Source organism: Pseudoroseicyclus sp. H15, assembly GCF_054353345.1.
The window spans coordinates 380,721-393,785 of sequence record NZ_JBTHJE010000003.1 but is presented as its reverse complement, the minus strand read 5'-3'; the positions used below and the strand labels follow the sequence as shown (position 1 = coordinate 393,785).

The following is a 13,065-nucleotide window of genomic DNA, read 5'->3' as shown; positions in this document are numbered from 1 at the left end:
GCGGGCGCGTCTCGCGAAAGCGGCGGGGGGCTGTCTGCCCCCCGCACCCCCCGAGGATTTTGTCAGAACAAAGACGAGGGGGCGGGTTGCGGGACGCGCTCGGCAGAGGATCGGGGGTGCGCGAGAGCCGGGCGTGGTGACGTGGGGTCAGGTTTCCGTGCGTTCGGCCCAGCCGGCGAAGATGCGTTCCAGCGCCACGACGGCGTAGAAGAGCACGATACCGAGGACGGCCAGGGCGATGAGGACGGCGAACATCAGCGGGTAGTTGGAGTTCGTCTGGCCGGAGAGGAAGAGGGCGCCGAGGCCGCGGCCATGGGGGGAGACGATTTCCACCAGGTTAGTGCCGATGAAGGCCAGCGTGACGGCGACCTTCAGGGCGCCGAAGAATTCCGGCAGCGTCTTCGGCAGGGCGATCTTCCAGAAGATCGTCATGCGGCTGGCGCCGAGCGCGCGCAGAATGTCGCGGTATTCGGGCTCCAGCGTCGAGAGGCCGATGGCGACCGAGACGGCGATGGGGAAGAAGGAGATGAGGGAGGCCATCATCACCGTGTTGAAATCGTGCTGGCCTATGAACAGCAGCGCCAGCACCGGCACCAGCGTCGCCTTGGGGATAGCGTTGAAGCCCACCAGCAGCGGATAGAGCCCGTCACGAGCGATGCGGCTGAAGCCCATGACCATGCCGAGCGCGACGCCGAAGACTACAGCGATGAAGAGGCCGACGACCGTGCGCCAGAGCGTCTGCCAGGAGCCGATGAGGAACAGCTCCCAGAAGCGCGCATAGGCGGCGGGGAGGTCGGATGGCGAGGCCATCACGTAATTCGGCCAGCCGTTGAGGCGGACGATCAGCTCCCAGAGCACCAGGAAGATGACGATGGAGAGGACAGGCACGCCGACCTTGCGCAGAGCGGTGTTCATGCGGCGGCCTCAGGCGCACGGCCCTGGGCGATCTTGATCTGGTCGCGCAGGATATGAAGCATGTCGCCCACTTTCGGCGTGAAGAGGATGTCGAGCGGGCGCTCGGCGGGCAGATCGACGTTCAGTACATATTGCGTGCGCGCCGGGCGGCCCGAGAGCACGACGACCTGATCGCCGAGATAGACGCTTTCGCGCAGGTCATGGGTGATGAGCACGGCGGTGAAGGGCTCGGCGGCGCGCAGGTCGCGCATCGTCTGCCACAGATCCTCGCGGGTGAAATTGTCGAGCGCGCCGAAGGGCTCGTCCATGATCAGCACGTCGGGCTTGTGCACGATCGAGCGGCAGAGCGAGGCGCGCTGGCGCATGCCGCCTGACAGCTCGGAGGGGCGCTTGCCCTCGAAGCCTTGCAGGCCAACCATCGCGAGCAGCTCCTCCGCCCGGGCTACCCGCTCCTTGCGGGGCATCGAGGGGGCCACGATCTCGAGCGGCAGGATGACGTTGTCGAGAATGTTGCGCCATTCGAGCAGAACGGGGTTCTGGAAAGCCATGCCCACGTTCTTGCGGGGCCCGCGGATCGGCTCGCCATCCATCTTCACCTCGCCGGCATCGGGCTTCATCAGCCCCGCCACCAGCCGCGTGAGGGTGGATTTGCCGCAGCCCGAGGGGCCGACGACGGCGCAGAACTCGCCGCGCGGGATGGATACGTCGAGCCCGTCCAGCACCGGCAGCGGGCCGTTCGGGGTGCGATAGGCGTGGCGGACGCCCTTGATGTCGATGAGATCGGTCATGGAAGGTCGGGCGGCGGGCCAGCCGCCGCCCCTTGAGCCTTATTGCAGCATGCGGGCGTCGGCCGCCGGCAGGTAGCTGCTGTCGAAGATGACGGAGGCATCGGGCTCGGAGGTGAATTCGTAGACCGACTTGGTCTGCTCCAGGCCACTGGCGAAGCGCGCATCGTCGATGCCGCCGAAGCCGTTCTCCATCACCCAGTCGGTCATCACGTTGTCTTCCAGCGCCAGCTGCAGGCGCTGCATCTCCAGCTCGGCATCGGCGGCGGGGTTGCGCTCCATCAGCGAGGCGATGGCGGCGTCGGGGTCGGCGATGGCCGCCTGCCAGCCTTCGGTGACCGCGGTGAGGAAGCCGGTAACCGCCTCGGGGTTCTCTTCGGCAAAGTCGGTGTTGACGATGATGGCATTGCCGTAGAGGTCGACGCCGTAATCCGCCATCAGCAGCACGACGATGTCATCCTCCGGCACGCCGAGGCGCATCGTGTTCAGCGTCGAAGTGAAGGAGAAACCGGTGACCGAGGCGACCTCGCCCGAGGCCAGCATCGGCTCACGGGTGGGGAAGCCGACGGGCTCGACCGTGATCGCATCCATGTCGAGGTCATTGGCGGCGGCGAAGATCGGGAACTGCGCCCAGGCGCCATCCGGCGGCGGCGCGCCCAGCACGGTGCCTTCGAGCGATTTGGGGTCGGAGATGCCGAGCGAGGCGCGGCCCACCACGGCGAAGGGCGGCTTATCGTAGATCATCATCACGGCGGTCACGGGTGCGCCGGGGTTCTGATCAAGGAAGCGGATCACCGAGTTGATGTCGGCAAAGCCGATTGGGAAGGCGCCGGTGGCGACTTTCGGAATGGCGTCGAGCGAGCCGTTGCCCTCGGTCACGGTGACCTCAAGGCCCTGATCGGCGAAGAAGCCCTCGTCGATGGCGAGGGTATAGGGCGCGGCCGGGCCTTCGAACTTCCAGTCGAGCGCGAAGGGCATCTCGGTCTGCGCCGAGGCAGCGGTGCCGGCGATGGAGAGCGTCAGGGCGGCGAAAATCGGTCGGAACATGAATGGCATCTCGCTGTTGCAATCTGCCTAGGGGTAGGCGCGCGGCCCGGGGGCCGTCTATCGCCAGCGCAGCGTGTGAGTGCCAATGCCCCGCACCGCCCATTGCGCAGGCAGGTCGCGCCCCACCTGCCACCTTTCCGGGCAGTCCGCGAACGCTGGCCGCAGCGCCCCATCAGAAGTACAAGAACGCGATCATCAGTGAGGCGACCGCCCCGAGAATGATATTCAGCGGCAACCCGATCTTCACGAAATCGAAGAACTTGTAGCCCCCCGGCCCGTAGACCAGCATGTTGCACTGATAGCCGATGGGCGTGGCAAAGCCGAAGCTGGCCCCCATCATCACGATGATCAGTACCGGCTTGGGATCGAGCCCCAGCGTCTGCGCCAGGCCGATGGCCACCGGTGTCACCACCACGGCCACGGCGTTGTTGGAGAGCAGCTCGGTCAGCATCGAGGTGATGGCGAAGATGGCGAAAAGCGTCGCCACCGCAGGCAGCCCCTCCAGCAACGGGGCGGCATAGGTCACGATCAGCTCCACCGCCCCCGATTGCTCCAGCCCCGCCCCCACCGCCAGCATGGCGAAGAGCATCGCCAGCAGCCGCCCGTCGACGTAAGAGAAGGCCTCGTCGGCATCGATGCAGCGGGTCAGCAGCACCACGGCGACGCCGAGGAAGGCCAGCAGCTCGATCCGTGCCACGCCAATGGCCGAGAGGCCGACGATCGAGGCGAGCACCGCGATGACGATCCAGGCCCGGCTGCGGCGGAAGGCCTTCTGCGTGGGGTGGGCGACATCGACGAGGTTCATCTCGCTGGCCAGACGCTGCACATCGGCGGGCGCGCCCTCCAGCAGCAGCGTGTCGCCGACCTGAACGACGGTGTCGTCCATCTGCCGGCCGACATTGCGGTCACGCCGGTGCACGGCCAGCGTGTAAACGCCGTAGCGGCGGCGCAGGCGCAGGTCACCCAGCCGCCGGCCCACCATCTTGCAATCGGGGGTGATCAGCACCTCGACGGTCGAAGTCTCCACCGCCGAAACCTGATCGACCCGGCGCAGGTCCTTGTTGCGCTGCAGGCTCAGCAGCTCCGTCATCTGGGTGCGCAGCACCACGCGGTCGCCCACTTCAAGCGAGACACCGGCGAGGTTGCGCCGCAGGGACTCGTCGCCGCGGATCACGTCGATCAGCCGCACGCCCTCGCGCTTGAAGAGCTGCACGCCCAGCACCTCGCGCCCGATGAGGTTGGAGCCCGGCGGGATCACCGCCTCGGTGAAGAAACGCATGCGGCTTCGGTCCGACATCATCAGCGCCATGGAATCGCGCGACGGCAGCAGCAGGTTGCCGAAGAGGCCGAGATAGACGAGCCCGGTGATCGCCAGCGGAATGCCCACCGGCGCGATCTCGAAGATATGGAAGGGCTCCACCCCCGCCGCGCGGCCGACACCGTCGACAACGAGGTTGGTCGAGGTGCCGATCAGCGTCAGCGTGCCGCCCATAATCGACATGTAGCTGAGCGGGATCAGCAGCTTTGAGGGGGCAAGGTCGAGCTGCTTGGCGAGCTGGATGAAGACCGGCAGCATCACCACCACGATGGGCGTGTTGTTGACGAAGGCCGAGAGGACGACGACAGAGATGGCGATGCCGAAGATGGTCAGCTTCGGCCGGGTGATCACGCCGCGCGAGGCGAGCGAGGAGAACCAGTCCAGCGCCCCGGTGCGCACCAGCCCGCCGACGATCATGAACATGGCGGCGATGGTCCAAGGGGCGGGGTTCGAGAACACCTCGAAGGCTTGGCCCGGGTCGAGAATGCCCAGCACCACCAGCGACATGGCGCCGGTCAGGGCCACCACCTCGATCGGGTAGCGCTCGCTGACGAACGCCACGAACATGGCGAGCATGATGGCGATGGCCAGCACGGCCTCTTCCATCGGCCCGAACTCTATCCCGATCATTCCAGCCCCTGCCTGCCCCTCGGCGCGAGAGCATTGCCGGAGGATGCTGCATCGCACAAGGGCGCGCGTCGGCTTAACGCTACAGCGGCCTGAACCGGGGCAATCCGGTCACGCCGGCCCTGCCCCCTGCAGCCGGCCGCCCTGGCGCACGGGGTTCAGGCGCGTGGCCTTGCCGGTGCGGTCGTCGGTCTCCACGTAGAGCCCGGCCAGCGTCGCCTCGCCCAGCGCCGGCGTGAAGCGCTCCTTGGCCATGCCGGTGACGAAGCGGCGCATCGGCTCGGCCTTCTCCATGCCGATGACCGAATTGTAATCGCCGCACATCCCGGCGTCGGAAAGATAGGCCGTGCCGCCGGGCAGGATCATCGCATCGGCGGTCGGCACATGGGTATGCGTGCCCACCACGATGCTGGCGCGGCCGTCGCAATAATGGCCCATGGCCATCTTCTCGCTGGTCGCCTCGCAATGCATATCGATCAGGCTCGCCTGCACCAGCCCGCCCATGGGGTGGGCCTTCAACACTGGCTCGACGGCCGAAAACGGGTCGTCATAGCTGCGCGACATGAACACCTGCCCCAGCGCCTGCGCGACGAGCACCTTCTGCCCGCCCTTTGCGGCAAAGACCTTCGCCCCCCGCCCCGGCGCGCCCTTGGCAATGTTCAGCGGGCGGATGATCCGCGGCTCGGCCTCGCAGAATTGCAGCATGTCCTTCTGGTCGAAGGCATGATCGCCGAGCGTAAGCACATCGGCGCCCGCCTCCAGCAGCGCCTTGGCGTTGCTGGCACTCAGCCCATGGCCCGAGGAGGCATTCTCCCCGTTCACCACGACAAAATCGAGCCGCCAGTCCTCGCGGAGCTTCGGCAGCCGCTCCGCCACGGCGGCGCGCCCCGCGCGCCCCATGACATCGCCAAGAAAAAGAATACGCATGGCCTGCCATACCCCCCCGGCCCGCCCATCGCAATCGGCGCCGCCCCTCCGTCCCAAGAGACACCACGCGCGCAAGCCGCCCCCTCGTCTTTGCTCCAGCAAAATCCTCGGGGGGTGAATTGGCCATCAGGCCAAGAGGGGGGCAGACAGCCCCCCTGCCCCGGAATCGGGTGCGCCTCAGGCGCTCAATTTTCTAGCGAACCGGTTCGATGACACCGCGCTCCGTCACGATCAGGTCGAGCGGCTGGTCGGTCACCTCCACCGGCACCGGCCCCTCCTGGCCCGCGAATGCAAAGCCCACCGCCAGCACCGGCCCTTCGGCGCGCAGCTTCTCCAGCGTGCGATCGTAGAAGCCGCCGCCGTAGCCGAGGCGGTAGCCGGCCCGGTCGAAGGCGAGCAGCGGCACGATCAGGATCTCGGGCGTCACCCAGTCCAGCACCTCGGGCCGCAGCGTGCGGAAGGGCCCCTCGACCAGCGTCATCTCCGGCTCCCAGCGGGCGAAGCGCAGCGGGGTGGCCGGTGCCTCGATGATGGGCACGGCGACGGGGCCGTGGGCGGCGGCCTCGGCCATGGCGGGCAGCGGGTCGATCTCCGTGCGGATCGGCAGGTAGCCGGCCAGCGGCACGCCGCGATGGCCGGCCAGCAGGGCAGAGAGCTGCGCCGCCTGCCCCGGACCCGCCGCCTCGAAGGCCGCCTTGCGGCGGGCAAAGGCCTCGGCGCGGGCCGCGGCCTTGTCTTCCGCGGCAGCGCTCACAGCAGCAGCACCCCGGCGAGGCCGAGGAAAGCGAAGAAGCCCACGACATCAGTCACCGTCGTCACGAAGGTTCCCGAGGCGAGGGCCGGGTCGACCCCCATCTTGTCGAGCACCACGGGGATTCCCATGCCGGCCAGGCCAGCCACCACCAGATTGATCACCATGGCTGCCGCGATCACCACGCCCAGCATCGGCAGGCCGAACCAGACGATCCCCACCACCGCCATGACGGCGGCGAAGACGACGCCATTGAACAGCCCCACGACCATCTCCCGCCTCAGCACCCGCCAGACGTTGCTGCCGGTGAGGTCGCGCGTCGCAATCGCCCGCACCGCCACCGTCAGCGACTGGGTGCCGGCATTGCCGCCCATCGAGGCAACGATAGGCATCAGGATCGCCAACGCCACGACGGCGGCGATGGTCTCGTCGAAGAGCGAGATCACGACCGAGGCGACGATGGCCGTCAGCAGGTTCACCGCCAGCCAGGGCAGCCGCTGCTTCACGGTGCCCCAGGTGCTGTCGGAGATCTCCGATTCAGTGCCCACACCGGCGAGGCGCAGGATGTCTTCCTCGGCCTCGTCATCCAGCACTTCCATCGCGTCGTCGATGGTGATCACGCCGACGAGCCGGTCCTCGTCGTCCACCACCGGGGCGGAGATCAGGTGGTACTGGTTGAATGCATAGGCCACGTCGCCCTGATCGTCCTCGACATGGAAGGTGCGAAAGCTGTCCTCGGCGAGATCCTTCAGCGGCGTCGCGCGCGGATGCGACAGGATGCGCCCGAGCGTGACATAGCCCTTGGGCTTCAGTCGAGCATCGACCAGCACCACATGGTAGAACTGGTCGGGCATGTTTTCTTCGCTGCGCATGTGGTCGATGGCCTGGCCGACATTCCAGTCCTCCGCCATGCGCACGATCTCCACCTGCATGAGGCGGCCGGCGGAATATTCGGGATAGGCGAGCGCCTTCTCCACCACGTTGCGCTCGGCGGCGCTGAGCCCGGCGAGCACGGCGACCTGCTGGGCGGTCTCCAGATCCTCGACCAGATCGACGACGTCGTCCGATTCCAGCTCGCGCACCGCCTCGGCCAGCTGGTCTGCCGGCAGGTAGGCGATGACCTCTTCACGCAGATTGTCGTCGAGCTCCGACAGGATCTCGCCCGTAACGCCGGTCCACAGCACCAGCAGCGCCTTGCGGTCGCGCAGGTCGAGCTGTTCCAGAAGGTCGGCGACGTCGGCGGGGTGCAGCGGCTCGAGGATGGCATCGACGCGCGGCACGTCCTCTTCCTCGATGGCATCGAGGATATCGTCGAAGAGTTTTTGCGGCAGCGCGAAGGTGCCGTCATCCTCGGCTTCGGGCGCGGTTTGTGGGGTCGTCTCTGTCATGTCCGCTCCTCCGGCTGGGGTCGGGCCCGACCATAGCGGAGACAGGGGTGGCGGCAATGGTGCCCCAGGGCGCCGCAGGCGATTTACGCCGCGCCACAAGGCCCTTAACAATCGCGTCATGACACAGCTCCTCCTCGGCCAGACGCTGGCCTTCACCGCCGATCCCTTCACCCACGGCCCCGGGGCCGCCCGCCACTCCGCCAGAGGGGGCGTGCTGATCGAGGGCGGCCGCATCGCGGCGGTCGGCGAGGCCGACGATCTGCGCGCCGCGCATCCAGAGGCCGAGGTCGTCGATCACGGGCAGGCGCTGATCCTGCCGGGCTTCGTCGATGCGCATATGCACTACCCGCAGACCGGCATGATCGCCTCCTGGGGTAAGCGGCTGATCGACTGGCTGAACGGCTACACCTTTCCCGAAGAGATGCGCCTGGCCGACCCGGCCTATGCGACCGAGATCGCCGAGCGCACGCTCGATCTGGCGCTGGCGAATGGCACGACGACGCTGCTCTCCTATTGCACGATCCACCCCCATTCGGTGGATGCGTTCTTCACCGCCGCCAAGGCGCGCGGCATGCGCGTGGCCGCCGGGCGCACCTGCATGGACAGGGACACGGCCCCCGAGGGGCTGCGCGACACGGCGCAGTCAGCCTATGACGAGTCGAAGGCCCTGATCGAGCGCTGGCATGGGAAGGGCCGCGCAAGCTACGCCATCACCCCCCGCTTCGCGCCGACCTCGACGGAGGATCAGCTCGAAGCTCTCGGCGCACTCTGGGCCGAGCATCCCGATTGCCTGATGCAGACGCATCTGAGCGAGCAGACCGACGAGATCGACTGGGTGCTGGGCATGTATCCCGGCGACGAGGATTACCTCGCCACCTACGAGCGGCACGGGCTGATCGGCGAGCGCGCCGTCTTCGGCCATGCCATCCACCTGACGGATCGCGAGCGGGCGCGGCTGGTCGAAAGCGGCGCCGGCATCGCCCATTGCCCGACCTCGAACACCTTCATCGGCTCGGGCCTGTTCGATCTGCCGGGGCTGCGCGCGGCCGGGGCGCGTATCGGGCTGGCGACGGATACCGGCGGCGGCTCGAGCTTTTCGATGCTGCGCACCATGGCGGCGGCCTACGAGATCGCCCAGCTGCGCGGCACGGCCCTGCACCCGGCCGAGCTGATCTGGCTGGCGACCGAAGGCGCGGCCAACTTGCTGCACCAGCCCGGCATCGGCCGGCTGGCCGAGGGCGGCGAGGCTGACCTGGTCGTACTCGACCTTTCCTCGACCCCCGGCATCGCCCAGCGCAGCACCAGCGCCGGCGACATCTGGGAGGCGCTGTTCCCCACCATCATGATGGGCGACGACCGCGCCGTCGCCGAGACCTATGTGGCCGGTAAGCGGATGAAGGGTTAGGCGCGAACGTGACAGGCGGGGCCTTCTGCGATGCGCGGGGGGCCCTTGGCGGATGTGTTGCGGGGCTGAGCTAGCGGCGCTGCGCGACCGGTTTTATCAGGAGAGTATCGCTGGCGACTTCTGAGCAGGGCTAGGAATGGCCGCTATGCGGACGAAGCTGCCGTATGAAATACGCCGTCCGATAGTCAGCTTTCGGGTTTTAACACCCAATCTTCTGCTTTTACTTCAAGGGTTTCATCTTTTAAATAGAAATGAAAATGCTTTATCCCGACGCCTTCCATCTTAATCCAAGGCGTAGAGTTCATGTTGTCTCGGACGTTGCCTGATATCTCGTAGAACTCACCCCATTCTGGCGCCAGCCCACTGAAGCGGCACTGGCCTTCATACCAGCCTTCGTCGTTTACTGACGTCACGCGATATTTGGAGCAGTTGACGAATCTGACAGCGATTTCGGGGATATTCTCATATTGTCGATAGACGTAAGGATTTGGTTTCATTCGGGCAATCAACTCATCTCCGCGCTCTTCGAGCCTGAGACCCACATCATTCGGATGAGCGTTCCAGCCTTCATTTAGTCTGATGAACTTGGGGAGGTCGTCAGTCTTGAAATGCCATGGTAAATCCGCTTTTGCTACCCAAGTTACCCAAAGACGGTTTGGATGCTTTGGTAAGGGTTTCAGTCCCTCCGTTGGCTCGCTGACCAATACGGCGATACTGCCAAGGCCAATCAGCGGCCAGCCCGTCAGGCAGCTTCGCATCCACTGTCTATCAACTTTTTCAATCGACAGGTGACGATCTGCGACCTGAAGCACATCCCCAATCTCGGGAACTTGGGTAAGTTGATCAAGCATAAGAACCGACCGAGCTTGCCCTGAACCATCTGTGGAAAGGCTGAATATGTCGGTCAGACGACCCTTCGGTTGGTGCATCCTCGGCCCCTTCGAAATTTTCAATGCCAACCACGAAGAAAAGCAGTTTATAGATTTTTTTGATCGTAGCAGACCTTTCTGCGCAGTGCAGCATCCGCCAAACAGGGCTCGAACCGGGCATTGCCCCCCTTATTCTCTGCAAACCCCACCCGGCGGACCCGGCGACACAAAAGATAAGGGCCTCCCGCCGCGGCGGAAGGCCCTTCCGTCAGATGCTTCTCGCGGCCAGCGATGGCCCCTCAGCAGGCGCCGCCGATGACCATCACGTAGTAGCCCTGCGCATCGGCCATGCCGTAGTAGTCCGTGCCGGCCCGCAGGATGTTGGCGCGGTGACCGGGCGAGCCCAGCCAGCCGGAGGCCGCGGCCTCGGCGCTGGCCTGGCCGTAGGCGATGTTCTCGCCCACCGGGCCGCCCATGCAGAAGCCGGCGCCACGCACCCGGTCACCCAGCGAATTGCCACCCGGCCCCTCGTGCGAAAAGTTGCCGCTGGAGAGGATGTGGTTCAGCTGCGTCTCCGCAGCCGACGTCAGCTCTGCGCTCGCCACCAGCTCTGGCAGGCCGGCGGCGGCGCGGGCGGCGTTCATGGTCGACAGCGCCGGCGCATAGGCGGCCGCTGTGGCGATGGGGGTGTTCTCGCCGCTTTCCGCCGAGACGGTGTAGCGGACGGTGCAGGCCGAAAGCGCGGTGCTGGCGAGCGCTGCGAGAAGGATCAGGCGCATGGGAAGGGCTCCGTTTGGGGTCGCGTGACCTTACGGGCACCCGAGCCTGCGTCAACGTCACACGACATGGGCCCCGATCAGGCGGAGCGGGCCAGCGCCTCGGCCAGCCGGCGCTGATGCTCCAGCACAAGCGGCAGGTCGAGCGTGGTGAGCTCGCCGCCCCGCACCACCTGGCGGCCCTCGACCAGCAGGTCGCGCACGCGCCGCGGCCCCGTCAGCAGCAGCGCCCCCGGGTCCCACGAGCCGGCGGAGGCGGCACCGGAGACATCCCAGATGGCGAGGTCGGCACGGTAACCAAGGGCGATCTGGCCGAGCTCGCCACCCCGGCCCAGCACCTCGGCGCCGCCGCGCGTGGCGATCATCAGCGCCTCGCGCGCGCTCATCGCATCGGCGCCGGAGCGGACGCGCTGGAGGAGCATCGCCATGCGCGCTTCGCCGATCAGGTTGCCCTCGTCATTCGAGGCCGAGCCATCCACGCCGAGGCCCACCCGCACACCGGCATCGCGCATGGCGCGAATGGGGGCGATGCCAGAGCCGAGGCGGCAGTTGGAACAGGGGCAATGGGCGACGCCGGTGCCGCTTTTCGCAAAGAGGTCAATCTCCTGCCCGTTGAGTTTCACGCAATGGGCATGCCAGACATCCGGGCCCGTCCAGCCCAGATCTTCAGCATATTGCCCGGGCAGGCAGCCGAATTTCTCCAGGCTATAGGCGATGTCCTCGTCGTTTTCGGCGAGATGGGTGTGCAGCATCACCCCCTTGTCGCGGGCCAGCAGCGCCGCATCGCGCATCAGCTCGCGGCTGACGGAAAAGGGCGAGCACGGCGCCACGCCGATGCGCAGCATCGAGGCGGGCGAGGCATCGTGGTAGCGGTCGATCAGGCGGATCGCATCGTTCAGGATTGCGTCCTCGCGCTCGACAAGGCTGTCGGGCGGCAGGCCGCCGGCGCTTTCGCCGATGCTCATGGCGCCGCGCGTGGGATGAAAGCGCAGGCCCACCTGGGCGGCCGCCTCGATCGTATCGTCCAGCCGCGCGCCGTTCGGGTAGAGATAGAGGTGGTCGCTGCTCATGGTGCAGCCCGACAGCGCCAGCTCGGCCAGCCCTGTCTGGGCAGAGACGCGCATCTCCTCCGGCCCGAAGCGGGCCCAGATCGGGTAGAGCGTTTGCAGCCAGCCAAAGAGCAGCGCGTCCTGTGCGGCAGGCACGGCACGGGTGAGGCTCTGGTAGAGATGGTGGTGCGTGTTGACGAGACCGGGCGTGACGACGCAGCCCGCCGCCTCGATCACCTCGGCGCCGTCGGGCGACAGCCCCTGCCCCAGCTCGACGATCTCGCCGCCGCGGATACGGATATCGCCCGGCCCCTCGGTGCCGGCATCGTCCATCGTCAGAACAATGCGGGCGCCGCGGATCAGGAGATCAGCCATGGGCGGCCTGCAGGATCGCCAGCGCCTCGGCGTGGATCTCACGGTTCGCAGCGGCAAGCGCCCGGCCACCGTCGTGCACCGGGTCGCCCTCCCAGTTCGTGACGATGCCGCCTGCCGCCTCTATCACCGCGATGGGGGCGGCGATGTCATAGGCGTTCAGCCCCGCTTCGATGACGAGGTCGATCTGCCCGGCGGCGAGCAGCGCGTAGGCGTAGCAATCCATCCCGTAGCGGGTGAGCTTCGCCTGTGCCGCGACGGCCTCGAAGGCGGCGCGGTCCTGCGTTGTGCCCACCTCCGGGAAGGTGGTGAAGAGGATCGCCTCGCTGAGCGGCCGCGGCGCCAATGTGCCAAGCGGGCGGGCGCCTTGCGGGCCGGTCATTCCAGCCTCGCCGCCGCCGCCCAGGAAGCGCTCGCCGATATAGGGCTGGTCGATGAGCCCCAGCACCGGCCCCTGCCCGTCTGTCACGCCGATCAGCACGCCCCAGGTGGGGGTGCCGGAGATGAAGCCGCGCGTGCCGTCGATGGGGTCGAGCACCCAGGTGAGGCCGCTCGTGCCGGCCTGCTGCCCGAATTCCTCGCCGAGGATGCCATCCTCGGGCCTCCGCGCGGCCAGGATATCGCGCATCGCCTGCTCGGCGGCGCGGTCGGCCAGCGTGACGGGGTCGAAGCCCTCAGCCGCCTTGTTGTCGGCCAGCAGACCGGTGCGGAAATGCGGCAGGATCACCGCGCGGGCGGCATCGGCCAGCGCGTGGGCGACGCCGATTAGCTCTTCGGCCAGAGGGGGAGCGAGACGGGTCATGAGCTTCGCCTAGGGGCCTCGTGCGGGCCGGTCA

General features: G+C 67.1%; 12 protein-coding genes. 1 reads left to right on the top strand and 11 read right to left on the bottom strand.

Annotation, left to right across the window (positions count from 1 at the left end):
• Window positions 1–147: 147 nt before the first annotated feature.
• The 7 genes from ACXN5S_RS09400 to mgtE form a co-directional block, all read right to left on the bottom strand.
• Window positions 148–915, bottom strand: coding sequence for an ABC transporter permease (locus ACXN5S_RS09400; RefSeq protein ID WP_458605162.1), 768 nt, complete (start codon window positions 913–915; stop codon window positions 148–150).
• Window positions 912–1,703 carry an ABC transporter ATP-binding protein gene (locus tag ACXN5S_RS09395; protein WP_458605161.1) on the bottom strand — a complete coding sequence of 264 codons (792 nt, stop codon included), beginning with the start codon at window positions 1,701–1,703 and terminating at the stop codon, window positions 912–914. The genes ACXN5S_RS09400 and ACXN5S_RS09395 overlap by 4 nt, the downstream gene beginning before the upstream one ends.
• 39 nt (window positions 1,704–1,742) lie before the next feature.
• Window positions 1,743–2,747 (bottom strand): ABC transporter substrate-binding protein, encoded by a 1,005-nt coding sequence (locus ACXN5S_RS09390; protein WP_458605160.1) that lies wholly within the window; start codon window positions 2,745–2,747, stop codon window positions 1,743–1,745.
• A 172-nt stretch (window positions 2,748–2,919) separates the two neighbouring features.
• Entirely contained in the window at window positions 2,920–4,695 is a 1,776-nt protein-coding gene (locus tag ACXN5S_RS09385; RefSeq protein ID WP_458605159.1) for an SLC13 family permease, read from the bottom strand.
• Between the two features lie 108 nt (window positions 4,696–4,803).
• Window positions 4,804–5,619 (bottom strand): TIGR00282 family metallophosphoesterase, encoded by an 816-nt coding sequence (locus ACXN5S_RS09380; RefSeq protein ID WP_458605158.1) that lies wholly within the window; start codon window positions 5,617–5,619, stop codon window positions 4,804–4,806.
• Between the two features lie 193 nt (window positions 5,620–5,812).
• Window positions 5,813–6,373: a 5-formyltetrahydrofolate cyclo-ligase gene (locus ACXN5S_RS09375; protein WP_458605157.1), complete on the bottom strand. Its 561-nt coding sequence runs from the start codon at window positions 6,371–6,373 to the stop codon at window positions 5,813–5,815.
• Window positions 6,370–7,758 carry a magnesium transporter gene (gene mgtE / locus ACXN5S_RS09370; RefSeq protein ID WP_458605156.1) on the bottom strand — a complete coding sequence of 463 codons (1,389 nt, stop codon included), beginning with the start codon at window positions 7,756–7,758 and terminating at the stop codon, window positions 6,370–6,372. The genes ACXN5S_RS09375 and mgtE overlap by 4 nt, the downstream gene beginning before the upstream one ends.
• Window positions 7,759–7,876: 118 nt before the next feature.
• On the opposite strand from mgtE, the gene guaD reads away from it, so the two are divergent.
• Window positions 7,877–9,163, top strand: coding sequence for a guanine deaminase (guaD, locus tag ACXN5S_RS09365; RefSeq protein WP_458605155.1), 1,287 nt, complete (start codon window positions 7,877–7,879; stop codon window positions 9,161–9,163).
• A 185-nt stretch (window positions 9,164–9,348) separates the two neighbouring features.
• On the opposite strand, the gene ACXN5S_RS09360 is transcribed toward guaD, so the two are convergent.
• The 4 genes from ACXN5S_RS09360 to hisN all read right to left on the bottom strand — a co-directional run bounded on the left by ACXN5S_RS09360 (window position 9,349) and on the right by hisN (window position 13,031).
• Entirely contained in the window at window positions 9,349–10,092 is a 744-nt protein-coding gene (locus tag ACXN5S_RS09360; protein ID WP_458605154.1) for a hypothetical protein, read from the bottom strand.
• Window positions 10,093–10,331: 239 nt separating this feature from the next.
• The gene (locus tag ACXN5S_RS09355; protein ID WP_458605153.1) at window positions 10,332–10,811 is read right to left on the bottom strand and encodes a CAP domain-containing protein; all 480 of its coding nucleotides are present in this window, start codon (window positions 10,809–10,811) and stop codon (window positions 10,332–10,334) included.
• 77 nt (window positions 10,812–10,888) lie between these two features.
• The gene (locus tag ACXN5S_RS09350; RefSeq protein WP_458605152.1) at window positions 10,889–12,232 is read right to left on the bottom strand and encodes an 8-oxoguanine deaminase; all 1,344 of its coding nucleotides are present in this window, start codon (window positions 12,230–12,232) and stop codon (window positions 10,889–10,891) included.
• Window positions 12,225–13,031 (bottom strand): histidinol-phosphatase, encoded by an 807-nt coding sequence (hisN, locus tag ACXN5S_RS09345; protein WP_458605151.1) that lies wholly within the window; start codon window positions 13,029–13,031, stop codon window positions 12,225–12,227. Before hisN ends, ACXN5S_RS09350 begins: the two co-directional genes overlap by 8 nt.
• Window positions 13,032–13,065 lie beyond the last annotated feature (34 nt).